This window comes from Exiguobacterium sp. s7 (assembly GCF_018618195.1).
GTDB lineage: Bacteria > Bacillota > Bacilli > Exiguobacteriales > Exiguobacteriaceae > Exiguobacterium > Exiguobacterium mexicanum_A.
The window spans coordinates 454,849-476,146 of sequence record NZ_JACSLO010000002.1 but is presented as its reverse complement, the minus strand read 5'-3'; the positions used below and the strand labels follow the sequence as shown (position 1 = coordinate 476,146).

At 52.5% G+C, this 21,298-nt stretch carries 24 protein-coding genes, 1 tRNA gene and 2 riboswitches; of the genes, 9 read left to right on the top strand and 16 right to left on the bottom strand.

Translation table 11 applies throughout. The features are described 5' to 3' along the window. Window positions 1–13 precede the first annotated feature (13 nt). The 9 genes from KNP79_RS05005 to KNP79_RS04965 all read right to left on the bottom strand — a co-directional run bounded on the left by KNP79_RS05005 (window position 14) and on the right by KNP79_RS04965 (window position 8,634). Window positions 14–748, bottom strand: a complete 735-nt coding sequence (locus KNP79_RS05005; protein WP_214763165.1) for an energy-coupling factor transporter transmembrane component T family protein — start codon at window positions 746–748, stop codon at window positions 14–16. After that, complete coding sequence (locus tag KNP79_RS05000) at window positions 745–2,076, bottom strand: ABC transporter ATP-binding protein (protein WP_214763166.1); 1,332 nt, start codon at window positions 2,074–2,076, stop codon at window positions 745–747. Before KNP79_RS05000 ends, KNP79_RS05005 begins: the two co-directional genes overlap by 4 nt. Next, window positions 2,069–2,644: an ECF transporter S component gene (locus KNP79_RS04995; RefSeq protein WP_034777699.1), complete on the bottom strand. Its 576-nt coding sequence runs from the start codon at window positions 2,642–2,644 to the stop codon at window positions 2,069–2,071. The genes KNP79_RS05000 and KNP79_RS04995 overlap by 8 nt, the downstream gene beginning before the upstream one ends. Further along, complete coding sequence (locus tag KNP79_RS04990) at window positions 2,637–3,230, bottom strand: YkoF family thiamine/hydroxymethylpyrimidine-binding protein (RefSeq protein ID WP_034777701.1); 594 nt, start codon at window positions 3,228–3,230, stop codon at window positions 2,637–2,639. The genes KNP79_RS04995 and KNP79_RS04990 overlap by 8 nt, the downstream gene beginning before the upstream one ends. 79 nt (window positions 3,231–3,309) lie before the next feature. Then, a riboswitch (TPP riboswitch) is annotated at window positions 3,310–3,410 on the bottom strand. Between the two features lie 62 nt (window positions 3,411–3,472). Further along, window positions 3,473–4,666 carry a GTP-binding protein gene (locus KNP79_RS04985; RefSeq protein ID WP_034777702.1) on the bottom strand — a complete coding sequence of 398 codons (1,194 nt, stop codon included), beginning with the start codon at window positions 4,664–4,666 and terminating at the stop codon, window positions 3,473–3,475. A 102-nt stretch (window positions 4,667–4,768) separates the two neighbouring features. Beyond that, window positions 4,769–5,032: a hypothetical protein gene (locus KNP79_RS04980; protein WP_034777704.1), complete on the bottom strand. Its 264-nt coding sequence runs from the start codon at window positions 5,030–5,032 to the stop codon at window positions 4,769–4,771. A 12-nt stretch (window positions 5,033–5,044) separates the two neighbouring features. Further along, the gene (locus tag KNP79_RS04975) at window positions 5,045–5,926 is read right to left on the bottom strand and encodes an SMP-30/gluconolactonase/LRE family protein (protein ID WP_215191416.1); all 882 of its coding nucleotides are present in this window, start codon (window positions 5,924–5,926) and stop codon (window positions 5,045–5,047) included. Between the two features lie 173 nt (window positions 5,927–6,099). Beyond that, complete coding sequence (rlmN, locus tag KNP79_RS04970) at window positions 6,100–7,161, bottom strand: dual-specificity RNA methyltransferase RlmN (RefSeq protein WP_034777707.1); 1,062 nt, start codon at window positions 7,159–7,161, stop codon at window positions 6,100–6,102. 69 nt (window positions 7,162–7,230) lie between these two features. Further along, the gene (locus tag KNP79_RS04965) at window positions 7,231–8,634 is read right to left on the bottom strand and encodes an amidase family protein (protein WP_084592822.1); all 1,404 of its coding nucleotides are present in this window, start codon (window positions 8,632–8,634) and stop codon (window positions 7,231–7,233) included. Window positions 8,635–8,745: 111 nt separating this feature from the next. Between KNP79_RS04965 and KNP79_RS04960 the strand changes: the two genes are divergently transcribed. Then, window positions 8,746–8,907 carry a hypothetical protein gene (locus KNP79_RS04960; RefSeq protein WP_034777709.1) on the top strand — a complete coding sequence of 54 codons (162 nt, stop codon included), beginning with the start codon at window positions 8,746–8,748 and terminating at the stop codon, window positions 8,905–8,907. A 44-nt stretch (window positions 8,908–8,951) separates the two neighbouring features. Beyond that, window positions 8,952–9,052: riboswitch (SAM riboswitch) on the top strand. Between the two features lie 63 nt (window positions 9,053–9,115). Further along, window positions 9,116–9,628, top strand: a complete 513-nt coding sequence (gene msrA / locus KNP79_RS04955) for a peptide-methionine (S)-S-oxide reductase MsrA (protein WP_034777710.1) — start codon at window positions 9,116–9,118, stop codon at window positions 9,626–9,628. A gap of 28 nt (window positions 9,629–9,656) precedes the next feature. On the opposite strand, the gene KNP79_RS04950 is transcribed toward msrA, so the two are convergent. Further along, entirely contained in the window at window positions 9,657–10,520 is an 864-nt protein-coding gene (locus KNP79_RS04950; protein ID WP_034777713.1) for a GRP family sugar transporter, read from the bottom strand. Between the two features lie 133 nt (window positions 10,521–10,653). Between KNP79_RS04950 and KNP79_RS04945 the strand changes: the two genes are divergently transcribed. The 3 genes from KNP79_RS04945 (at window position 10,654) to KNP79_RS04935 (ending at window position 11,807) form a co-directional block, all read left to right on the top strand. Continuing rightward, window positions 10,654–10,726 (top strand) — tRNA-Ala (locus KNP79_RS04945). 115 nt (window positions 10,727–10,841) lie between these two features. Beyond that, a complete protein-coding gene (locus KNP79_RS04940) occupies window positions 10,842–11,174 on the top strand; it encodes a four-helix bundle copper-binding protein (RefSeq protein WP_034777716.1) in 333 nt (110 codons plus the stop codon). A 66-nt stretch (window positions 11,175–11,240) separates the two neighbouring features. Beyond that, a complete protein-coding gene (locus KNP79_RS04935; RefSeq protein ID WP_034777719.1) occupies window positions 11,241–11,807 on the top strand; it encodes a 3'-5' exonuclease in 567 nt (188 codons plus the stop codon). Window positions 11,808–11,850: 43 nt separating this feature from the next. On the opposite strand, the gene KNP79_RS04930 is transcribed toward KNP79_RS04935, so the two are convergent. From KNP79_RS04930 to KNP79_RS04910, 5 genes are all read right to left on the bottom strand, one after another. After that, window positions 11,851–12,903, bottom strand: a complete 1,053-nt coding sequence (locus KNP79_RS04930) for a bifunctional glycosyltransferase family 2/GtrA family protein (protein ID WP_034779916.1) — start codon at window positions 12,901–12,903, stop codon at window positions 11,851–11,853. A 108-nt stretch (window positions 12,904–13,011) separates the two neighbouring features. Then, on the bottom strand, window positions 13,012–14,001 hold the full coding sequence (locus KNP79_RS04925) for a sodium:calcium antiporter (protein ID WP_034777723.1): 990 nt from the start codon (window positions 13,999–14,001) through the stop codon (window positions 13,012–13,014). A 214-nt stretch (window positions 14,002–14,215) separates the two neighbouring features. Beyond that, complete coding sequence (locus tag KNP79_RS04920) at window positions 14,216–15,064, bottom strand: HD domain-containing protein (RefSeq protein WP_034777725.1); 849 nt, start codon at window positions 15,062–15,064, stop codon at window positions 14,216–14,218. 111 nt (window positions 15,065–15,175) lie between these two features. Then, the gene (locus KNP79_RS04915) at window positions 15,176–15,880 is read right to left on the bottom strand and encodes an SDR family NAD(P)-dependent oxidoreductase (RefSeq protein WP_215191414.1); all 705 of its coding nucleotides are present in this window, start codon (window positions 15,878–15,880) and stop codon (window positions 15,176–15,178) included. 52 nt (window positions 15,881–15,932) lie between these two features. Next, the gene (locus KNP79_RS04910; RefSeq protein ID WP_034779918.1) at window positions 15,933–16,478 is read right to left on the bottom strand and encodes a glycerol-3-phosphate responsive antiterminator; all 546 of its coding nucleotides are present in this window, start codon (window positions 16,476–16,478) and stop codon (window positions 15,933–15,935) included. 127 nt (window positions 16,479–16,605) lie between these two features. Here KNP79_RS04910 and KNP79_RS04905 point away from each other — a divergent pair, with 127 nt between their 5' ends. Beyond that, complete coding sequence (locus KNP79_RS04905; RefSeq protein ID WP_215191412.1) at window positions 16,606–17,025, top strand: GNAT family N-acetyltransferase; 420 nt, start codon at window positions 16,606–16,608, stop codon at window positions 17,023–17,025. Window positions 17,026–17,062: 37 nt separating this feature from the next. After that, window positions 17,063–18,241 carry a cation:proton antiporter gene (locus KNP79_RS04900; protein ID WP_034777732.1) on the top strand — a complete coding sequence of 393 codons (1,179 nt, stop codon included), beginning with the start codon at window positions 17,063–17,065 and terminating at the stop codon, window positions 18,239–18,241. 45 nt (window positions 18,242–18,286) lie between these two features. Here the strand turns inward: KNP79_RS04900 and KNP79_RS04895 are convergent, their stop codons facing one another. After that, window positions 18,287–18,916 (bottom strand): DedA family protein, encoded by a 630-nt coding sequence (locus tag KNP79_RS04895; protein WP_034777733.1) that lies wholly within the window; start codon window positions 18,914–18,916, stop codon window positions 18,287–18,289. A gap of 102 nt (window positions 18,917–19,018) precedes the next feature. Between KNP79_RS04895 and KNP79_RS04890 the strand changes: the two genes are divergently transcribed. Both KNP79_RS04890 and putP read left to right on the top strand, forming a co-directional pair. Then, a complete protein-coding gene (locus KNP79_RS04890) occupies window positions 19,019–19,576 on the top strand; it encodes a DNA-3-methyladenine glycosylase I (RefSeq protein ID WP_215191410.1) in 558 nt (185 codons plus the stop codon). Between the two features lie 123 nt (window positions 19,577–19,699). Next, window positions 19,700–21,187 carry a sodium/proline symporter PutP gene (gene putP / locus KNP79_RS04885; protein WP_034777738.1) on the top strand — a complete coding sequence of 496 codons (1,488 nt, stop codon included), beginning with the start codon at window positions 19,700–19,702 and terminating at the stop codon, window positions 21,185–21,187. The last annotated feature ends 111 nt before the right edge of the window (window positions 21,188–21,298 follow it).

The following is a 21,298-nucleotide window of genomic DNA, read 5'->3' as shown; positions in this document are numbered from 1 at the left end:
CGTCTTGTTTCGTTTATATGCCAATCCATACGCTCACTCCAAACAATAGGAGCAAAAGCGACGCCAACAGAAAGTCGTTCCTGGTGACGGGCACAACCTCGTACGTCGCTCGAGGTTCCCCCGTAAACCCACGTGCTTCCATCGAGAACGCGATTCGTTCCGCTTGGCGGATCGATCCAGCAAGAAGCGGAACGATTAATTTGGGGACGTGGCGGATGTGATCGAGTCTCGTCTCCAAACGTACGCCTCGTAGCGCATGCGTTTCATATAGTTGCATCAGTTCTTTTTTTAGAATCGGAAAGAAACGAAAACCGACGAAGACACTATATGCGATTTTTGGTGACAGCTTTCCTTGTTGCATCAAACTGTAGACGAACCGTTTCGGGTCCGTCGTCAGCGTGAACAGAAGCGACAAGGCTGTGAATGCCAACACACGCAAGGAGAGCGTCGCTGCTAGCATCACATTCTCGTCGGTCACATCATTGCCAAACAGCTTGAACACGACATCTCCGCTTGATTGCTTTCCAAAGACGAGCGTCGTCCACAATGTCCCGAGCGCGGTCAATAAAAATGGGATCATGTACAACCCCCATCTTCTCCAGCTCACAGCAGAGAATAGCGTTTGAAGTGTAACTGTACCGAGAAAAACAGCAAGCGGAGTCCAAGGGTTATACATGAAGGCGAGACCGAACATGAGACATGCCACGGTCAGAAATTTAATCGTCGGGTTCATCTCATGAAATGTCATCGCGATTCCTCCATCAATAAGCCGTGGGTGCGTAGTAATTCTTTTTCATCCCAGAGTGAAGCGTCATATGGCCCACTCAAGTCGCCGTCACACATCAAATAATATGTGTTCGCAATCCGCGCGAAGCTGAGGTCGTGCGTCACAAACAAAATCGTCTGGCCGGATCGTGTTCGTTCGACCATTAAGTCATAGAGCGCACGAAGCGATACCTCGTCTTGTCCGGCAGTCGGTTCATCAAACGCAATCAGTTGTTTATTAGACAGCATCATCACTCCGATGGCGAGCCTTCGTTTTTGACCGTGACTAAGGGAGAGTGGATGGTGGTCACGCACTGATTCGAGCCCGAGCCGCGTTAAGACGTCCTCAATCGGGCGATTATGGCCATATGCAAGTTCTCGGGTCACATCATTCGTAACGAATAGATGCGCCGGTGATTGCGGGACGAGGCCGACTTCACGATGTTTCCGGGCTAGGCTTCGCAGCCATGTCGACTTTCCGCTACCATTTCGACCGAGCACCGCAATGAGATCACCCTCAGCGACCTTTAACTCGCTCGCTGCTAATTGAAATGTTTTTCGTTTTAATTCCGGTATGTGAAATAACATTTCCTTTCCTCGTTCAACTTTAATTGGAGAGAACGCATAATCTGGTCGGACGATGAACGGTCCATCATAGTCGATGCGCCCACTCACGAGCTTTATTTGTCGGTTAAAAAAATCACCCCATATGTATGGCCGATGCTCGATGACGACAACGTTTACGGTCTGTGCGACGCCGTCGAGCCAACGAACGAAATGATGGGCGGTCTCAGGATCGAGGTGAGCGAGCGGCTCATCGAGGAGGAGCCACTCGGGACGGCCAATCAAGGCACAAGCGACGGCAATTTGCTGCTTCTCACCCCCCGATAGGTCATGAATGGTACGGTGACGATAATCGGTCAAATGCAACGCCTCTAACATTGTGGTGACACGGGCCATCATCTCGTCTCTCGCGACGGCAAAGTTTTCGAGCGTGAAAATCAATTCTTCTTCGACCGTCTGCATGACGAACTGACTGTCCGGGTCCTGAAAGACCGTTCCGACGCGCCGGTTCACTTCGCCAGCTTCATACGTATCATAAGAGCGATCGAACAAGTGCAATCTGCCCGTCACGATGCCATCACAATTGTCCGGATAGAGACGATTCATCAAAGCGAGCAATGTTGATTTTCCCGACCCACTTGCCCCTGTAATGACCGTTCTCCCTTTTGTTAGACGTAGTGTGATATCCGTCAAGACATCGCATTTCTTGTTCGGATAACGAAATGTCAGATGTTCTGCCTCAACCATGCATACGGTCCTGTCGCGCGAGAGCATACCCATCAAGCGCGCCCGTCCGAAGCAACAAGTCGCTCAAAATCTTACCGCCCAGACCAGCAATCAACATCCCGCTCGTTGCGCGTAGTGCGAACATCGTAGCCACATATGTCGGACTGAGGGCATTGAGCCCTCCCATGACGTACGTATATGCGAAACTTGTCACAGCAGCACTGAATCCGGCGAGCATGAGCACCCAAAGATCATAGCGTTTATAACCCGTCAAAGCGAACGCCGCTTCGGCGCCGATCCCTTGAACGATCCCGACTAAAATGATGCGCGGTCCGATGGCGTTGCCAATCATCATCTCAATCGTCGCCGCAAGCACTTCGGATAAGAATGCAGCCCCAGGCTTGCGAATGATATAAGCTGCGATAATCGAGACGATGAACCATATCCCAAAAATCCATTCGTAGGCGATTGGTCCAATCAGACCGGCCCACAAGTTCCCAGCATGGACGAACGCCAAATAGACCACCGCGAACACGACCGATAAAATCGACAACAAGACGATTTCTTTTAACTTCCACGATTTAAGCATCCATGCGTCCCTCGTGTGACGGGCTGTTCACGCTGAACGTCACCGTCATGACGACGTGGCTTGTCTTCTGTCGGACGCGATCAAACGTCGCCTCATAGAAAGCGAACACCGGCTCGATGTCCCCATGTATGCCTGAGGCGTAATGCATCGAGTCATTGAAGACACCCCGCTCTTTCGCAAAAGCGATTTCTTCGTAGATGATGTCCATGTAGTTCTCATCACCGAGCGGATAGAGCGCGAACTGTGAAGAGACATATTGCGGACCGACGGGACCATTAAGCGGTTCGCTCGACACAACGAGCACTTCATCTCCGGCCGTATCCCCTGGACACCCGACCGAGAACGTCCCGCTCATCGACACATGTTCCCCTGTCTTCGTCGCGTGTGACAGCACGGTCTTAGCCACATCGAATACATGCTCACTTCGTCCACGGATGACCGTCGACACGTCATCGGTATGTCGCCAGACGTTTTGTAAATCCGTCTCCTTCAACGCCCCTTTGATGATGCTCACGAAATCAGTCGTCATCGGGCTCAGTGTAAAGCGGAAACCGACGATCGGGCTCGTTCCACATTGTTTGTTCATGTTCTATTCCCCCTTATTATGTGTACACAAAAAAGCCGCATCCATGAGAATGCGGCCACTCGTCCAATTTTAATCCATTAGAAAAAGTGCCACACTTCCTCACGCCGGTATTACCCGGATCGAGTCATAAGGGATTGGAGCCATGCTCACATCTCAGCCGAAGCACCCCTAGTGTAGTCCAATGTATGCGGTTGTTCATGCAAGAATCAGTATAGACGACCGCTTTCATTTTGTAAACGGTCTTATGAGAACGTGACGACCTCGTTCCCCGGAAGTGTGTCCCGGAGCGTCGACCAATCCAGCGCCATCTCCTCATCTGTCAGCAGACAGTGATCGAGCTCTTGTTCGATGATGGCTCGATCCATCCGCTGCCCAATCAAGACGAGCTCCGTCTGTCGGTCCCCGTACGGTTCGACATAGTCGGCGGCGAGTTCCGGTTCGGCCGCGAACATGTGACGGCGCTCTTCTTCCGGAAGCGTCGCGAGCCAGCGTCCGGCATGTTCGAGCGTCGAGGCGTAACCCGCTTGTGAAAACAGACAGGCGAGGTCGTTCCGTGAAGCGATCCATAAAAACCCTTTCGCACGGACGATTTCTTCCGGAAACGTCTCAATCCAGGCATGGAGACGCTCCGGGTGGAACGGCCGACGCCGACGGTAGACGAATGAGCTGATGCCATACTCTTCCGTCTCCGGCGTGTGCACATCTGTCTCAAGTTCTTGAATCCACCCGGCCGCATGCATCGCCTGTTCGAAATCGAACAAATTGACATCCAACAGCTCGGTCAATTCCACGTTCGCATGGACAGACGTCAACAGCTTCGCGGTTGGGTTGAGCGCCTTCAACAGTCCGGTCATCTCGCCGAGTTCGGTCTCGGTCACGCGATCCGCCTTGTTCAAGACGATGATATCGGCGAATTCGACTTGGTCGACGAGCAGGTCGACGACTTCGCGGACGTCCGTCGCCTCGATCGCCTGCTTGCGTTCATGGAGCGACTCGCCCGAGTTGAAATCTTTTAAGAACCGAAACGCATCGACGACGGTCACCATCGCATCAATATAGACTCGGCTCGTCAAATCGATGCCGAGGGCGTCATCGGCATATGTAAACGTTTGGGCGACCGGGATCGGCTCTGAGATACCGGACGACTCGATGATGATTCCGTCGAGGTCCCGGTCGTTCGCAAGCTCTGCTACCGCCTCGAGCAGGTCCTCACGGAGCGTGCAACAGATGCAGCCGTTCGATAGTTCGACCAACTTTTCGTCCGTCCTTGAAAAACCGCCCTGTTCAATCAATCGCTCATCGATATTCAACTCGCTCATGTCGTTGACGATGACGGCGTATTTCTTGCCCGTCCGATTGTTCAATATGTGGTTCAATAGTGTCGTCTTACCGCTTCCTAAATAACCGGACAGCACGGTGATCGGGATTCGTCTCATTCTACCCACTCCTAAATCGTAATGATTACTTTTTAGATAATGACGGGTCGGTGACGTCTTGTCAAGAAAAAAACACGCCCGTTTCCGGACGTGTTCTCCTGCCTATTCCTCTAACGCCTTGCGTTCGGCCTCTGAGCGTGGATAGGCGTTCGCCTGCCATTCGGCTCGATAAATCGAGTCGAGCTGGGTCAGACCGACCTCATCCGCGTCCTTGTCGGCATCCACACTCGGCGTCTCATCCCACCGCGGATTCAAATACGTATGATCGTCTTCCCGGTTTGCCTCCAACAGCTTTTGAATCCCGACCCGGGCGACCGCCGCGAGCGCCAAACCGATTCCCGCACGAACGAGCAATCGTTTTACCATCTTCGTACCTCCTTATCGACCAAACCGATAGAGCGGCATCCCTTTCACATCTGTATCAATTTTAAAGACCGACCCTGCGTCCGGATGGGCCTCGAGCGCCGCGTCATCCATTCCTTCGCGCGCCGTCGTGATCGCAAGTTGTTTCAAGTCATCACTGACGAAACAGCATGACGTGACGTTCGGGGCCGGCACGAGCACCTCGAGCACTTTTTCACCCGTCTTCGGGTTCCAGCGCGAGACGCGTCCGCCCGCGAAGTGGGCAATCCATAAAAAGCCGTCCTCATCGGATGTCATGCCGTCCGGGAATCCTTCCTCATCTTTGAAATCGATGACGACTTCCCCATCCCCGAGTGTTCCTGTTTTCAAGTCGAACGGGTATTTGCGGACCGTCTCGGTCGGTGTATCGATATGGTAGAATGTCGAGTGGTCCGGAGACCATGTCAGACCGTTCGACAGCGTCAGTTCACTGAGCATGACCTCGGTCGTGCCGTCACGGTTCAAGCGATAGAGCGTCGCCTCGTTCTCCTCGTCGTTGAGATGAAGCGTCCCGGCAAAGATTCGTCCGTACGGGTCGGCCTTTCCGTCGTTGAAGCGAAGATCCCCTTCCGGGTCATCGAGTTCGACGAGTTTATCGAGTCGCTTCGATCCCTCGTCCCATTCATAAATGCCGTCTTTCAAGCCGACGACGACGCCGTCTGTCACTTTCGGGACCGCAAACCCGATCTGTTGTCCCATATCGAACGATGACAGCTCGTCTTCCTTTTCGTCGTACCACCAAAGTGTGTGTCCTTCGATGTCGACCCAATAGAACCGTTTCAGTTCAGCATCCCAACACGGGCCTTCCCCAAGTGTATTTCTGACTCGAATCCATAACGCAGCGTTTACTGTCTCCATTGAATTGCCTCCACTCTCTACATTGATTTCAACTGACTATTCCCTGAGCGGACGAGGTCTATTCAAGATTTTTCAAAATCGTTCCGCAGAGTTAGGGGCGATGTCCGTCTTTCCTTCACCGGAGCGGCTCTATGAAAAAAAACTCCTTGAATCATTCGATTCAAGGAGTCCACTTATTTCGCACCTTCGACGTTCATATGTTTACTGCGCAACTGGCCGCATGCCGCATCGATGTCAGTCCCGTGCTCAAGGCGGACACCGGTGTTGATGCCACGCTTCTTCAAGACATCATAGAACGCCATGATGTCCTCCGAGGTACTGCGCTCGTATTGGATATGCTCGTTGACCGGGTTATACGGGATCAAGTTGACGTACGACTTGTCCTTAATATCGTCGATGAGCGCCGCCAATTCCTCGGCGTGCTCCGGTAAATCGTTCACTTTCGACAGGAGAATATATTCGAACGTGATTCGTTTGTTCGTCTTCTCGACGTAATACCGGATGGCCGGCATGAGCTTGTCGAGCGGGAACGCCCGGTTGATTTTCATGATTTGCGTCCGCAGCGCGTCGTTCGGCGCATGGAGCGACAGCGCCAAGTTGATGCGCAAATCGAGGTCCGCGAACTTGTAAATCTTGTCGGCGAGTCCGCTCGTCGAGACGTTGATTTTACGCGGCGCGATCGCGAGACCGCGCTCGTCCTTGACGACACGCAAGAAGTCGACCAAGTTGTCAAAGTTATCGAACGGTTCGCCGATCCCCATGACGACGATATGGCTGACCCGGGCCCCTTCGCCGACTTCGTCCAAGTAGTGTTGAACGGTCATGATTTGTTCGACGACTTCGCCCGCCGTCAAATCACGTGTCTTCTTCAAGAGACCGCTCGCACAGAAGCTGCAGCCGATATTGCACCCGACCTGCGTCGTCACACAGACCGAACGGCCGTACTTATGTCGCATGAGCACAGTCTCGATATAGTGCCCGTCGTGTAGTTTAAGTAAAAATTTGACCGTCCCGTCGCCCGCCTCTTGTTTGACGAACAGGTCTTGCGTCGAGATGACGTATTCGGCGGCGATCGCCTCACGCACCTCGGCCCGTACCGAGATGTCCTCGATTTGTTTCACTCGGTCGATGTAGAGCGAGTCCCAAATTTGTCTCGCATGGAAGGCGCTGTATCCCCAAGAGACACACGCTTCTGTCAGCTGATCGAACGTCAGCCCGTATATAGATGGTTTCATTGCTATCTGTCCTTTCTTCAATCCGCATACGTACCATTGTAGCGGACGTGGACGACGGGTGCAACGTTCTTATAACGGTGGAACGGGACGCGAAATATGCCGCTCGAACGCATACGCCAGACGGATCAAGTCACGTTCGGCATAACTCGTCCCGGTGAACGACAGGCCGAACGGCGCCCCGCTCGCTTTCAAGCGATATGGGATCGTGATGGTCGGATGCCCGGCTTTTGCCGCCATGTCATAGTTCAAATCGTGAGGCAAGACGAGCGCGTGCAACTGCTGTTCGTTTAATAGGCGGTCGAGTCCGTCCGTCTTGGCGTCACGCACGTCATCGAGCCGGCGCGTCAAATAGGCCGCCTCGATGAGACGTCCCGACAATCTTTCCGCTTTCTCGAACGTCTTTTGTCCGTGCGGGATCGTCTCAGGATGTCTGTTGTTCCAGTCCATCAAATCCGACAACGTCTCGTACGGGAGCGTCGTCGTGGCCAGGTACGCCTCGATCCCGAGTTTGAACTCGTGGTACAAAATATCGCCTTGGTCGAGTGTATCATGGGCGGGCAGTTCGACTTCGACAAGGTCGATGCCGCTCTGTTTCAACAGCTCGGTCGTCTCACCGTATAATGCTTGTTCTTCTGCTGATAAATCAGCTTTGACGATCCCGACACGCATCCCGACCGCTTGGCGCTCGTCGAGGCACGTCCGATACGGCGGGCCGGCCGGGAGGTTGAGTGTCGCCGGGTCCGCCGGGTCTTCCCCTACCATCGCCTCAAGTGCCCTTACCGCGTCTTCGAGCGTTCGTGCCATCGGTCCCGCCGTGTCTTGCGACCGCGAAATCGGGATGATGCCACTCCGACTGATGAGGCCGACGGTCGGTTTGATGCCGACGATGCCATTGTGCACGCTCGGATGGATGATGGAGCCGCTCGTCTCGCTACCGACAGCGAGCAGTGTCAGGTTCGCTGCGACCGCAGAGGCCGAACCTGAGCTCGAACCTCCGACATCGAGCTTATCCCCATATGGATTGAGCGTCTGCCCACCGACACCGCTCCAGCCGTTCGGCATGCCCTCGGTCAAAAAGTTGGCCCATTCGGACAAGTTCGCTTTCCCGAGGATGATGGCCCCGCTCGCTCGCAGGTTTTGGACGAGATGGGCGTCCCGGCCTGCGAAGTGATGTTCGAGGGCGACGGCCCCGGCCGTCGTCTTCATGAGTCCGGCTGTCTCGACATTGTCTTTGATCAGCACCGGGATGCCGAGTAGCGGCAAGCGTAGCCCGCGACGAAACGCCCGGTCAGCCGACTCGGCCTCGAACAACGCGTCCGGGTTCACTTGAATGACCGCCTTCAGTTTGTCGTTGAACTGGGCGATCCGGGTCAAATAGTAGGCCGTCACGTCACGTGCCGTAAACGTTCCTTCTTTATATCCGCGATGGGCAGATTCGATATCGAGTTCCATAAAATCAAATGTGTCAGTCATATTGATTCCTCCTTTGGTCACTCGATGGTATTCGCTATCGACATTTGATTTCCTGTTTTCGTTCGCCAACGAATGTGTAACTTGGTACACTGAAAGAAAAGGGAGGTTACTATGAACCGTTCGTACGTACTCGTCTTATTGTCCGTCTTTGCCTTGTTCTTCTTACAGTTATATGCCGGGGACGCCCCGTATACGCTACCGCTCTCCATCGTGCTCGTCATCCTGATCCTCGGTGCCACCTTGCTCCAACTACGGCGCAAGCCAAACCGTTGACGCCGCTTCAAATCTGATGGTATGATGCTGTCACCAACTACATATCGATATCTTGAGTGAACGAGAGACCTGGCTCTATGACTTCACAGCAACCTGCTACGGCAAGGTGCTACTACCAGCAAGGCGATTGCCTTGGCCGATATGACAGAGCGCTCATGTCGATGACATGGGCGCTTTTTTTGGGAATGAAGATGAGGGGGACAAGATAATGGAGAAAGCAACATTCGCAGGCGGCTGTTTTTGGTGCATGGTGACGCCGTTCGAGGAACAACCCGGCATCGAGTCGATCGTATCAGGTTATACGGGAGGTCACGTCGACGATCCGACGTATGAACAAGTGAAGACAGGGACGACCGGACACTATGAGGTCGTCGAGATCACGTTCGACCCGACGCTGTTCGCTTATGAGCGACTGCTCGAACTGTATTGGATTCAGACCGATCCGACCGATGACGGCGGTCAATTCCAAGACCGAGGCAGTCAATATGCGCCGGCCATCTTCTATCATACGGAAGAACAACGTGTGAAAGCAGAGCAGAGTCGCGACGCGCTCGCGGCGAGCGGACGTTTCCAACAGCCGATCGTCACGAAGATCTTACCGGCTGACACGTTCTATCCGGCCGAGGAGTACCATCAAGACTTCCATAAAAAAAATCCGGCCCATTATAAAGAGGACCGGAAAAAATCTGGGCGTGACGCATTCATCGAACAAGCCTGGTAAGCGAAAGACGGGTCGTCTGACCCGTCTTTTAGCTTTTAGCGATTCCGAGCATGAATCCGGCCACGACGATGAGGCCGATACCCATAAAGACGAAGACACGTTCTTTCGTCGTCTTCTCTTCTTTTAATAGATAGATCCCGCCGAGCGTCGCCACGACGACGTTCAATTGCGACAAGGCGAATGACGTCGCGATTCCAACTTCACCGCTCGACACGAACAGCCCGAAGTTCCCGATCCCCCAGGCGATCCCGGCCAAGATGTTTTTGAACGTCTTCGGATCGAACTTCTTCACATCTTTCTCACGCAGGCTGAACAACAGCGCCGCGACGAACATCCCGACCGACTGTGGCAAGATCGCCGTGATCCCGTCGACCTCGAAATAGTTCGTCAGGACGGCGTACGTCACGTAACCGATACTCGACACGAGCAGAACGAGCAAGCCTTTCTTCAAGGCGCCGCTGCTGTCGCCGTCTTTGTTCTGCTGATACGACGTCAACGCAGCCCCAATCACGATGAGAACGAGCGCCGAAAATCCGAGCCATAGTTCGGTCGTCGTTTTCCAGTCTCCGAGGACGATGACACCGAACAACGATGTACCGAGAAGCTGCATGCCGGTGCTGATCGGCATCGCCTTCGAGACACTTAAAATTTGAAACGATTGGAACTGTAAATATTGTCCGAGTGCCCAAAACGCGCCGGAGATGAATCCGGTCACGATTGCGAGCGTCGTGAACCCGGGATTGAACACGAGTGCGATAATGACCGCCATCACCATCGCCCCGATTGTCGTCCCGATCAACTGTTGAATCGGCTTCCCGCCGACCTTTGAGACGATGAGCGGGATGCTCCCCCACATCAAGGCAGGTAAGAGTGCGAGTAAAATCATTTCCATACATGACACCTGCTTTCGTAATATAACATCATTTGTGATTTTCCCACGTTCAGTGCTGATTAAACTTTGTTCAAAAAAATTAAAAATAGCCATTGCCAAATGTTTTACTAGGATGATATAATAATTTTCGAACGGGGCATTAGCTCAGCTGGGAGAGCGCCACGCTGGCAGCGTGGAGGTCAGCGGTTCGAGCCCGCTATGCTCCATTATTGAAGTCACCACTCATTTGAGGGGTGACTTTTTTTGCGTCGCCGCTCGGTTTAACTCATCCGCTAGCGGGTAATGATTGTAAGACATCATTATTCTAAAGGGGGACTTATCATGGACCGAGCCTCTGTCGAAGAGACCATTTTAGCCGTCATCGACTGTATGCGGGCAAGCAATCATTGTTTCTCAAAATGCTTACAAGAAGAAGATTTGTTGATGGTCGCCGAGTGTATCCGGCTGACGAAAGAATGTTCGGAAGTGTGTGCACTCGCCTTGAACGCGCTCGAGACCGATTCGGCTTTCACCAAACCGATTGGTGCACTCTGCGCCCAGGTGTGTGACACGTGCGCCGTCGAATGTGGCCGCCACTTGCACGACCATTGCCAACGCTGTGCCGAAGCATGTCTCCGCTGTGCCGAAGCATGCCGCAACCTCGTGGCCGCATAATCGCTTTTTAGTCTAACGATATGTTAGACTTTTTTTATACTTGTTTTTACGAGAAAGGGATTAATTATGCCACATTCAATTCTTGCCATCGACGTCGAGACGGCGAACCGCGATAGTCGCAGCATCTGCTCTGTCGGCTGGAGCCTGCTTGTCGACGGTGAAATCATCGAAACGAACCAACTGCTCGTCAATCCGGAGGAAGACTTCGATGCCGGCAATATCCGGGTCCATGGCATCCGGCCGAGCGATGTCTGGGACGCCCCAGCGTTACCCGAGGTGCTCGAACAGCTCTATCCGACGCTGCGGGATGTCGACCTCGTCATGGCACACAACGCATCGTTCGATATGGGCGCGTTCAAGAAAGCGATCGCCAAATACGATTTATATACGTTTCCGACGATCGAGTACGGCTGTACCGTCAAGTTGTCGAGAAAACTGTATCCAGGTCTGCCGAATCACAAGCTGAACACGATGGCGGAATATTTGAACGTCCCGTTCATGCATCACGATGCGGCTGAAGATGCTCGCGTCTGTGCCCTGCTCATGCGCGACATGATGCAGAAGACCGGGATCCATGATCCGCGTGAACTGCACCGGTACACATCGGTCAAGCTCGGAAAACTCGCTTATTGAACGATATGCATGCCAGACAGGCCAAGACACACGTCTTGGCCTGTTAGCGTTTAAAGATCCATTTTTTCTGGACATAATAACTGACGACGAACAAGAAGCTGTCGACGAACACTTTGATCCACACCTCACCGTCGCGGATGACATAGAACAGCGCATAGACGAGACCGGCCGACAGCGCCATCTGCAATCCGACTAGACCGAAGTATTTCGGCATCGCCCGCTTCGCCTTCGAATGGAACACAATTTTCCGATTGACGAAATAATTGAACAGCGATGACAGGATACGGGCCACGACCGTCGCAATCAAGACGTGCGTCGTCTCGAACCACGGATTCAACAAATAGACGAACAAGGCATAGAACCCGATGTCTAACAGAAATGATGCGACCGATGATAATGAATAGGCCAAAAACATGCGATAGATAAGAATCGAGTCGATCACCGGCCGGAAATGGGACGAGGCGTTTTCTGCCACATAGACGGTTTGAATTGGTGTCTGATGAATCGGGACTTGCAATCGTTTCGTGAACGTCAACATGTTCATCTCGAACTCATAACGGTTCCCCGGCACATCAAGCAATTGTTCTGCATACCGCAGCGGAATCGCCCGGAGGCCGGTTTGGGTGTCCTTCAGACGAAGACCGCTGCCGAGCAACATGACGCCGCGCGTCATCTGATTTCCGAATCGGCTCCGGAACGGGATATCGGACCCTGAAAAGTCGCGGCAGCCCATAATCAAATGATGAGGCCAACGTATGCCTTCTTCATACAGCTTCAAGACGTCGGCCGGCAGATGTTGCCCATCCGCATCGACCGTGATGACCCCGTTCGTTCTAGGGAAATGCTGAACGACATGTCGAATCCCGGTTTTCAACGCCGCACCCTTCCCTTGATTCCGGGTATGCTCGAGCACCGTGACCCATTTTCCGACCTCGTCAAAAATCGGACGGGACGTCTCGGCACTCCCATCGTTCACGACGAACAGATGGACGAACCCTTCTTCTTTCAACTCCCGGACCAGTGTGACGAGCGCTTGATCGGGATTATATGCTGGGATTAATATGACGTAATCATCAAGACGTTCCACGGAATGCATTTGCATCGCCACCCCTCCTTCCCTCCTTCTATACCCAAGTGAGTGAAAAGTGATTCCTCGAACCGCCTCAAACAAAAAACACGATGTCCGAGGACACCGTGTGGTCGATCAACCGATGAAGATGAAGTAAGACGACGCGAAATAGACGAGGACGACGAGAACGGACGGCAAGACGTAGCGGAACTTCGACGTGACATCTTTTCGAAGGACACTGTACATGACCAAGACCGACAAGATCGTGATCCCGATCGCCGTCACCAAGTGTGACGTGGACACATCCGCCAAAATCGAACCGCCTCGGTAGAAGACATCCGACATCGCGATGATGAGCATATTGAAGATGTTACTCCCCAAAATCGAACCGAACGCCAAGTTGACGTTACCAAGCTTCAAGGCGACGAAGACGGCGACCGCTTCTGGGAGCGACGTCGAGGCCGCGATCAAGAAACTGCCGACAAAGCTCGAACCGAGTCCGGTCACGACGGCGATTTGGTCACCTAACACTGAAAGCGCCGTTCCGGCCGCCATGATGACGAGTGCGGCGATGATGAAGCCGATGACCGCGCGCTTGATCGGAATTGAGTCGGTGACGCTGACACCGACTTCTTGCTCGACTTCCCGTTCTGTCGTAGGTTCTTTTGGACGTTGTCCGATATAGTAAATCCCAACCGCGTACAACCCTGCAATCAATAAGGCATCGATCCCGATCCCGAGAATCGTGAAGTCGATGCGGATGACGAGTGCGAGCATCGTCACGAGCGTCAACATCAAACCGAGACTCGCCGTGTAGAGGTGATCCCGACTTGCTTCGTTAAATAGACGCTTCTGACGATAATACAAGTCAAACATCGCCAAGATAAAGATGTTGAACAAGTTCGAGCCGAGCATGTTCCCGATGGCGATGTCCGGGTTATTGATCATGACGGCCGATACGCTCGTCGTCACTTCCGGAAGCGATGTCGCTCCGGCAAGCAACACGGTCCCGACGAGCATGCCGCTCATCGTCGACTTCTCGCTGATGACGTCGGCATACGTCGATAATTTGATGGCAGCATACACGGTGAGTGCTGCGGCCAAGATGAAGTAAATAAATACCATTTTCTGTGTCTCCCCTTTTTCAAAAAATCAAAAAAGACCTTTTTATGGACGCCGAAGAAGCATCCATAAAAAGGTCTCGCGGACTTGGATCAGAAGCTCGATGGACCGAGTGCGTTGCACCGTAGTGACGATCCATCGACCACATTCGTGGTCGCTACTCCCCTTCTTATGTTCACGATGAATATATCACGTTTAAGGTCACTTGACAATCATTTCACTCAAGCCACGCGACGATCTCGTCCGACTGCAATGCCATTCGATACGATAATTCATCGATCGCTTGGAGTGCCGGGAGCGACAAGCGTTCCCACAGTCCAGCTTCTTTCAATTGAGCCGACAAGGCGTCGAGCTCGAGTTGATTGACCTCGGTCCCGTGACGATACCCTTCGCGCATCGTCTCGTTCAGCTCGAAAGCGGTCTGACAAAGCGTCGTCGTCTCTTGAAGCCACTCTTCTTCACGGAACCCATGTCTGATGACACCGAACAACTTCTCTAACTTCTCGGTCCGCCCTTCTTCGACTCCGTAAAACAACAAGTTCATTTCCGTCTCGAACGCTTCGATGAGCGTCGTCGTCTGCGCGAACGGCTTCAACGCATGGAGCAGTTCATGATAATACCAGGACTGGTCGCGGAGCGGCCGATTGAAACGGTCCCATACTTGTTTGCCGGCAGACTCGACGTCGAGACGAATCGAACGCAGATTATGTAGCTTGTCCGCGGCCAAGAGTGCGACTTCATCATACTGCATCGTCCGCACATGCTGAATCGTCATCCGTTTGCGTTCTTCCCACGACTGGTGTTTCCCCGGCTCGGACACAGCCTTGACTAGACGTGTCACTTCATGTCCAAATCGTTCACTCAGTTCATCAGGTGTCGTCAACGTATCTTCGAGCAAGTCGTGGAGCAGACCCGCCACGACGACCGGGACGGGTTGCCGATCTTCGACGAGCAACATGGAGACCGCCACAGGATGGGTCAAGTAAGGAATATTCGTTCCTTTTCGAAACTGTCCGTCGTGACGGACGGCCGCGAAACGGAGTGCCTCCTCGATGATTTGATGCACGACGCTTCCTCCTTCGCTAGTTTCAATGTACTCCCCATCCTATACCCGTCACTAGGCCTTTACACGCATATCGGTTGTTGAAAGATAGGGTAATGGTCCCAGTTTCTTGATTCAAGCTTCGTAAATCATCTTTTTCGTCATGCCCCCGTCAACGATCAAATTTTGCCCGTTGACGAAATCGTTTTTCTCGTCAATCAAATAAGAGACGGCACGGACGATATCCTCCGGCGTCCCGACACGTCCTGACGGATGCTGCGCGTGATCGATATCACGAAGGGCTTCATCCGAGGTATGGATCCATCCGGGACTGACCGCATTCACCGTGATTGGTCGTTCAGCCAAAGAGACCGCCATCGACTGAGTCAACGAAACGATCCCGCCTTTTGAGGCGCCGTATGCTTCCCAATCAGCCTCATTCTGAAGCGCGCGGGTCGAGGCCACGTTGATGATGCGGCCGAAATCAGCCCCTTCGTTCAACGTCAAGAAAGCTTTCGAGCAAGCGAACGTCCCGACGAGGTTAACATCGATCACGCGTTTGAACGTCTCGACGTCGAGTTCGGTCATCGGTTTGACGAGTGAGGATACGCCACCGTTATTGATAAGCACATGGGCGGTGCCGACTTCTTGATGAATTACTTTGAATACGCGGTTCACATCCTCATGATCCCCCAAATCCATCTGATGGAACGTCACTCCTTCAAGTTGTGGGTCTTGCCCGATATCGAGTCCGACAACACGATATGTCGTGCTAAAATGGCGGGCCAGTTCCCGCCCGATTCCTTGGCTGACACCGGTTATAATCATCGTCTGTTTCATTGTCATCCCTCCTGAACAGTAGAATACCCTGATTGCATGAAAATGAGTCCTATCAGTTCGACCAAAGTGTTTGGTCAGACGTCGTCACGACGGTCGCACCTGCCTCAAGGGCGGCCTCGATTTCTTCAGACGACGAGATCAAGCCGCCGGCGAAGACTGGAATGTTTGTCGCTGCTTTCACGCACCGGATATATTTCGGGACGAGACCTGGTAATACCTCAATATAATCCGGTTGAGTGCGGTTGATGAGGCGATAACTCTTCTCGAGCGAACTCGAATCGATTAAAAACAGACGCTGCACCGTTTTAACTTGCTTTTGTTTCGCTTTTAAAATGACACTGCCTTTCGTCGAGATGATTCCATACGGTCGAAACGTCTGACACACATATTCGGTCGCATATTCATCCGCCTTCAGACCTTGAATCAAATCGAGATGGACGAACACTTGCTTGTCATGGGCCGCTAGTAACTGAAACACGGCATCAAGCCGGGCCACATGTACTTCAAGCAAGACGCCAACTTTGAATGGCCCTCTCACAAATGTCTCGAGGTCTTTCATGTCTCGGAGAGCAGGCAAAATCGTTTGACCTTCAATCATTCCCACACAACCTTTCTCCATTCCAGTTTCTCTCATTATCTGTACAACGTCATCCGGAAATCAAGGTTTACCGATTCAATATAGCGGGAAAATAATTTTAACTTATGCGCAGAGAGGGAGTAGTGACATGGTGAATGAAGTAGATGTACGGGTTGAGACACCGACACCGGAGGAGCATCAACGCCTTCGCGTCAAAGCAGGCATGCCGAAGCGTTCCGACTCAGGCACGGTGAAAGGGCTCGCTAACACGTTATACGGCGTTTGTTTATATAAAGACGACACGATGGTCGGGATGGGACGTGTCGTCGGGGACGGCGGCATGGTGTTTCATCTCGTCGATATCGTCGTCGATCCCGAGTGTCAAGGCCTTGGGCTTGGTAAATTGATCATGGAACGATTGATGGATTGGATTTTACAGGAAGCAGACGAGACGGCCATCATTAGTCTGATTGCTGACATTCCGGCAGACGGCCTGTATCGCCAGTTCGGATTTGACTATTCTCGTCCCGAATCGGTCGGGATGGAATATCAATGGAGTGAAAACTGATGGTGAAGCAATCCTTCCCTTTTTTAGGGGGTGACGTATGGACGTATTCAATGTAATCGTATTCCTCGGATTGGCACTCACCGTAATTTCGGTGCTCAGTTTGATTATCGAGCGGTTGTTCTTTCCTAGTATCCTCGCCTTCATTGCCATCGGCGTCGCGGTCGGCTTCTTTTGGGACGGGAATGAGGTCTTCAAAATCGCCGGGGAAATCGGGATTATTCTGTTATTCTTTCTACTCGGTTTAAAGTTTCCGCTGAGCGAGCTCGTCAAGCGAATGAAACAAGTGTGGAAAGCAGGCGTCCTAGATGTCCTTCTCGCCTTCGGGGTCACGATTGGAATCGCTTTGTTGTTTGGTCTCGACTTCTCACAAGCATTTTTGATCGGTGCCGTCCTCTATGCGACGAGTTCGTCGATTTCGGCGAAACTTCTCGAGCGACATTCTGAAAAACATGAAGATGTGAAAGAGTTCGTACTGGCGCTCCTTATCTTCGAAGACATTTTCGCCCCGCTCATTTTGACCGTGGCCCCGTTCATCATCCAAGACGAACCGATCGCTTTCACGGACATCGGGAAAGTGTTCGCCGGATTTCTGATTTTCGGAGTGCTCCTCTTCATCGGGTCTCGTTTCGTTTTGAACCGACAGCGGTTCGTCAAACATCTGTTGCGACAAGATGATGCGAGTATCGGTTTGATTGGATTGATTTTATTCTTTGCCGGGATCGGCATGGTGTTCGGCCTGTCCGAGATTCTCGGGGCGTTCATCGCCGGCATCATGCTTGCGGGCATCCACGATGTGCGGCCGTTGAAACGATTGACCGTACCCGTTCGCGACTTGTTCTTGCCGATTTTCTTCATCTCGTTCGGGATCTCCATCAATCTCGATCAAGGGGTCATCGTCAATGCCCTCTTCTTCGTCCTGATCGTTTGGGGCGTGTTATCGAAGTGGATCGTCGGACGCGTCGGGGGTCGCATGTATGGCTTGACGCGGGTGCAGGCGAACGAGGCCGGCTTCTCACTCGCCCCGCGTGGCGAGTTCTCGATCTTGTTCACCGCCCTATCAAACGGAGCGATCAACTTATTTGTCGGTCTCTATATTTTCGTCTCGGCCATCGTCGGCATCGTCTTGTTCCGCTTCTCTGAGATTCTTGCTAACAAGACGGAGGAAAAACTTGAGAAAGTACTTCCCGATGAGACAAAAAATAAAGAAGATCAATGATAGAACACAAAGGAGGACCTTCGCGTGAAGGTCCTCCTTTGTTCGTCAAAATGACGATGCTTGTTTCGACTGCTTTTTCTTCCGTTTCTTGCGCCAGATGAAAAAGACAATCAGACCGACGGCCAATAACCCATAAATCGCGTACGAATACACATCCAAATATCGTAAAATCGATTCCCAATTCTCACCGACACGGATGCCGATATAAATAAGAATCGTGTTCCAAATGACCGTTCCGGCCGTACTGAGGGTCAAGAACTTCAGAAACGGCATATTCGACATGCCGGCCGGTAACGAGATCAAGCTCCGTACGACGGGCATCAATCGCCCAAAGAACACCATCCAGCCCCCATATTTGTCGAACCAGGCATCCGCCCGTCGAACGTCAGCGATATCGAGCCGAATCCATTTCCCATATTTTTTCGTCCACCTCTCAATCTGTTCGACATCTAAATATAATCCGATCCCATATAACAAAATCGCTCCTAAAATGGCGCCCGCTGTTGCAGCGAAGATGACGATCGGGACGTTCAAATCAGTCTTCACGGCAAAGAATCCACCGAATAAGAGCACGACCTCTGATGGAATCGGCGGGAACACGTTTTCAATAAAGATCATGAACGCGATACCGAAATAACCGAACTGTTCAATGACCTGGATCATCCACTCTCTCATATCGTTCACCCTCCAATATCCCCTATTATACCCGTCACCACCCATCAAAAACCGTCCCGACGTGCTAAAATGAAGTACTTGAACGAAAGCGAGGAAACGACAATGACCGAACCGACACGTTGCCCTTGGTGCGGCACGGACCCCATGTACGTCCGTCATCACGACGAGGAATGGGGCAAACCCGTCCACGACGATCAGAAGCACTTCGAATGTTTGATCCTTGAGAGCGCCCAGGCCGGCCTCAGTTGGATCACCATTTTACGAAAGCGCGACAATTACCGGGAAGCCTACGCCAACTTCGACGTCGAAACGGTCGCCTCGTTCGACGAGACGGATGTTGAACGGTTGCTGGGCAATCCCGGTATCGTCCGAAACCGCCGGAAAATCGAGGCGTCAATCAATAATGCCAAGCGCTTCATCGAGATTCAACAAGAGTTCGGCACGTTCGATGCCTACATCTGGTCGTTCGTCGACAATACGGTGATCAACAACCAATGGGCGGCCAATGACGACATCCCCGCCACGACCGAACTGTCTCATCAGATCAGCAAGGATTTGAAACGGCGTGGATTCAAATTTTTAGGACCGACGACCGTCTATGCCCATCTGCAGGCGACGGGACTCGTCAATGACCACCTGACCTCTTGCTTCGCTAAATAATTTGATTATTTGGTCAATCCTTCAATAAAATCGTGCACTTGATTCAGTTTTGTGACAAAATTTTGACATGGTGCATACCATAAACATTGAAAGCGTTTTCATTATGATTGAGGGGGATGTTTTATGAACGGGATTTTAATATCCATCACCGTTTACATGGCGCTCATGGTACTACTCGGCGTCATCGCCTATCGGCGGACGGAGAGCATCGGCGACTATATGCTCGGAGGGCGCGGACTCGGTCCCGCCGTCGCGGCTTTGTCGGCAGGTGCTTCCGACATGAGTGGTTGGCTGTTGATGGGACTACCGGGTGCGATGTTCGCGACCGGACTCTCGAGCGGATGGATCGTCATCGGGTTGACGATCGGCGCGTACTTGAACTGGTTGCTCGTCGCACCTCGCTTGCGGACGTACTCGTATTTGTCCGAGGATGCCATCACGATTCCAGATTTTTTCGAGAAACGTTTTAAAGATTCACGCGGCACGTTGCGATCGTTCTCGGCGGCTGTGACACTCATCTTTTTCACCCTCTATGCCACGAGCGGATTCGTGGCCGGCGGCCGGTTATTCAATGCCGTCTTCGGAATTGAGTTCGGGACGGGCGTCTTGATTTTGGCTTCTATCATTATCATCTATACGTTCATCGGAGGATTTTTGGCGGTCAGTTGGACGGATTTCGTTCAAGGGTTGATCATGTTGTTCGCCCTCATCCTCGTCCCGGCCATCGCCATCACGGCGACCGACGGCGTGAGCGCCGCCTTCCAGACGATCGGTGACATCGATGAGGCGCTGCTTGATCCGCTGACTGGTCAGTCGCTCATCGGCATCGTCTCGCTATTCGCCTGGGGGCTCGGTTACTTCGGGCAACCGCACATCATCGTCCGTTTTATGGCCATCGAGAAGTTACAGGACATCAAGAAGGCACGACGGATCGGCATCTCATGGATGCTGTTCACCGTCGTCGGCGCGATGGCGACCGGGCTGTTCGGACTCGCCTATTATACGCAGCGTGGACTTGAGATCGATAACCCAGAAAACATTTTTATTAATTTATCTGATTTATTATTCGTCGATCTCATCACCGGCGTCTTGCTTGCGGCGTTGCTCGCTGCCATCATGTCGACGATCTCGTCACAGCTCCTCGTCTCGTCGAGTGCTGCGACGACCGACTTCTATCAGAAGTTCTTCCGAAGAGACGCCAGCGACCGTGAACTCGTCATGGTCGGCCGGATCACGGTCATACTCGTGTCGCTCATCTCGATTTGGCTCGCGTTCGGGGCGGATGATACGATCTTGAACTTGGTCGGTTACGCCTGGGCCGGCTTCGGCTCGTCGTTCGGGCCACTCATCCTGTTCAGCCTGTTCTGGAAACGGACGACGCGACAAGGGGCGCTCGCCGGTATGCTCGTCGGGGCATTCATCGTCATCCTCTGGAAAAACTTTGCCGCCGATTGGTTCGGGACCGTCGGTGAGCTCTATGAGATGATTCCAGCGTTCTTCTTGTCGAGCCTCGCCATTTATGTCGTCAGTCTGATGACACCACCACCGAGCTCGACGATCACGAACGAGTTCGAGGAAATGGAACACATCTTGAAGACAGAACGGATTTAACGATCGAAGTGCCATGCTACTATAGCCTGGCACTTTTTTTTGTCGCCTAACAAGGAAATTGACAGTCTATAGCGAAAGGTATATATAGATCAATTTGTATCATAAGAAAGG

What these genes read in the sequence shown, in the direction of transcription:
- KNP79_RS05005 (WP_214763165.1), bottom strand. Translation starts at nt 748, where the DNA reads ATGACATTTCATGAGATGAACCCGACGATTAAATTTCTGACCGTGGCA.
- KNP79_RS05000 (WP_214763166.1), bottom strand. Translation starts at nt 2,076, where the DNA reads ATGGTTGAGGCAGAACATCTGACATTTCGTTATCCGAACAAGAAATGC.
- KNP79_RS04995 (WP_034777699.1), bottom strand. Translation starts at nt 2,644, where the DNA reads ATGCTTAAATCGTGGAAGTTAAAAGAAATCGTCTTGTTGTCGATTTTA.
- KNP79_RS04990 (WP_034777701.1), bottom strand. Translation starts at nt 3,230, where the DNA reads ATGAACAAACAATGTGGAACGAGCCCGATCGTCGGTTTCCGCTTTACA.
- KNP79_RS04985 (WP_034777702.1), bottom strand. Translation starts at nt 4,666, where the DNA reads ATGAGACGAATCCCGATCACCGTGCTGTCCGGTTATTTAGGAAGCGGT.
- KNP79_RS04980 (WP_034777704.1), bottom strand. Translation starts at nt 5,032, where the DNA reads ATGGTAAAACGATTGCTCGTTCGTGCGGGAATCGGTTTGGCGCTCGCG.
- KNP79_RS04975 (WP_215191416.1), bottom strand. Translation starts at nt 5,926, where the DNA reads ATGGAGACAGTAAACGCTGCGTTATGGATTCGAGTCAGAAATACACTT.
- rlmN (WP_034777707.1), bottom strand. Translation starts at nt 7,161, where the DNA reads ATGAAACCATCTATATACGGGCTGACGTTCGATCAGCTGACAGAAGCG.
- KNP79_RS04965 (WP_084592822.1), bottom strand. Translation starts at nt 8,634, where the DNA reads ATGACTGACACATTTGATTTTATGGAACTCGATATCGAATCTGCCCAT.
- KNP79_RS04960 (WP_034777709.1), top strand. Translation starts at nt 8,746, where the DNA reads ATGAACCGTTCGTACGTACTCGTCTTATTGTCCGTCTTTGCCTTGTTC.
- msrA (WP_034777710.1), top strand. Translation starts at nt 9,116, where the DNA reads ATGGAGAAAGCAACATTCGCAGGCGGCTGTTTTTGGTGCATGGTGACG.
- KNP79_RS04950 (WP_034777713.1), bottom strand. Translation starts at nt 10,520, where the DNA reads ATGGAAATGATTTTACTCGCACTCTTACCTGCCTTGATGTGGGGGAGC.
- KNP79_RS04940 (WP_034777716.1), top strand. Translation starts at nt 10,842, where the DNA reads ATGGACCGAGCCTCTGTCGAAGAGACCATTTTAGCCGTCATCGACTGT.
- KNP79_RS04935 (WP_034777719.1), top strand. Translation starts at nt 11,241, where the DNA reads ATGCCACATTCAATTCTTGCCATCGACGTCGAGACGGCGAACCGCGAT.
- KNP79_RS04930 (WP_034779916.1), bottom strand. Translation starts at nt 12,903, where the DNA reads ATGCATTCCGTGGAACGTCTTGATGATTACGTCATATTAATCCCAGCA.
- KNP79_RS04925 (WP_034777723.1), bottom strand. Translation starts at nt 14,001, where the DNA reads ATGGTATTTATTTACTTCATCTTGGCCGCAGCACTCACCGTGTATGCT.
- KNP79_RS04915 (WP_215191414.1), bottom strand. Translation starts at nt 15,880, where the DNA reads ATGAAACAGACGATGATTATAACCGGTGTCAGCCAAGGAATCGGGCGG.
- KNP79_RS04910 (WP_034779918.1), bottom strand. Translation starts at nt 16,478, where the DNA reads ATGATTGAAGGTCAAACGATTTTGCCTGCTCTCCGAGACATGAAAGAC.
- KNP79_RS04905 (WP_215191412.1), top strand. Translation starts at nt 16,606, where the DNA reads ATGGTGAATGAAGTAGATGTACGGGTTGAGACACCGACACCGGAGGAG.
- KNP79_RS04900 (WP_034777732.1), top strand. Translation starts at nt 17,063, where the DNA reads ATGGACGTATTCAATGTAATCGTATTCCTCGGATTGGCACTCACCGTA.
- KNP79_RS04895 (WP_034777733.1), bottom strand. Translation starts at nt 18,916, where the DNA reads ATGAGAGAGTGGATGATCCAGGTCATTGAACAGTTCGGTTATTTCGGT.
- KNP79_RS04890 (WP_215191410.1), top strand. Translation starts at nt 19,019, where the DNA reads ATGACCGAACCGACACGTTGCCCTTGGTGCGGCACGGACCCCATGTAC.
- putP (WP_034777738.1), top strand. Translation starts at nt 19,700, where the DNA reads ATGAACGGGATTTTAATATCCATCACCGTTTACATGGCGCTCATGGTA.